General features: G+C 71.5%; 2 protein-coding genes. Both read left to right on the top strand.

Features of this window, described 5'->3' with window-relative positions; all coding sequences use genetic code 11:
• On the top strand, positions 1 to 290 hold a 290-nt coding region (locus ACLBXO_RS31655), incomplete at its 5' end, for a response regulator transcription factor (protein ID WP_447687906.1).
• A gap of 280 nt (positions 291 to 570) precedes the next feature.
• A partial coding sequence (locus tag ACLBXO_RS31650) for a CsbD family protein (protein ID WP_447687907.1) occupies positions 571 to 685 on the top strand: 115 nt, incomplete at its 3' end.

Genomic DNA, 685 nt, shown 5'->3' with positions numbered 1-685 from the left:
CGTCGTGGTTCAGCCGCGGGCTGATCGAGAAGCTGGCGAACCTGCGCCGCCCGGGCCGGGAGGCGGGCGACGCGTCGGCGCCGAACCTGACGGTGCGCGAGCGGCAGATCCTGAACCTGATCTGCTCCGGGCTGAGCGACGACGCGATCGCGCGCAAGCTCAACCTGTCGCGCAACACGGTGCGCAATCACGGCGCCGCGCTCTACCGGAAGCTCGGTATTCACAAGCGCAGCGAGGCCGTCGTCTGGGGTCGCGAGAACGGTTTTCCGCTGAACATCTCCGACGGATGAATACCACGATACTGGTACGTACGGACCATTGATCGGGCGCGGGCGGCGCACATCTTCCGGTCGGCCAGGGTTCTACCGCGCAGGACGGGGCGCCCCTGATCGAAGACGGGACGCCATTGCCCGCCGGACGCGCGACGCGCCCGCGTCGAAGGCGGGCGGATCCGGGTCCGCGGGCTCCGGCCCGCGCTGACGGACGTCACCCGGCGCCTCGCGGCGAGGCGCCCTCACCACGAGCGCGATCGCGGCGGCGATCGCCGACGCGACAACGGAGGAGCACGACATGGTCGATACGGATCGGATCACAGGGGCCGCCAAGGAGTTCGGCGGCAAGGTGCAGGGCGCGGTGGGCGACCTGACCGGCTCGCGGCGGGACTCGGTCGAGGGCCGCGCCCGCG

Source organism: Methylobacterium sp. C33D, from assembly GCF_053345825.1.
Note: the sequence above shows the minus strand (reverse complement) of the source record. Positions and strands in the feature narration are given on the sequence as shown.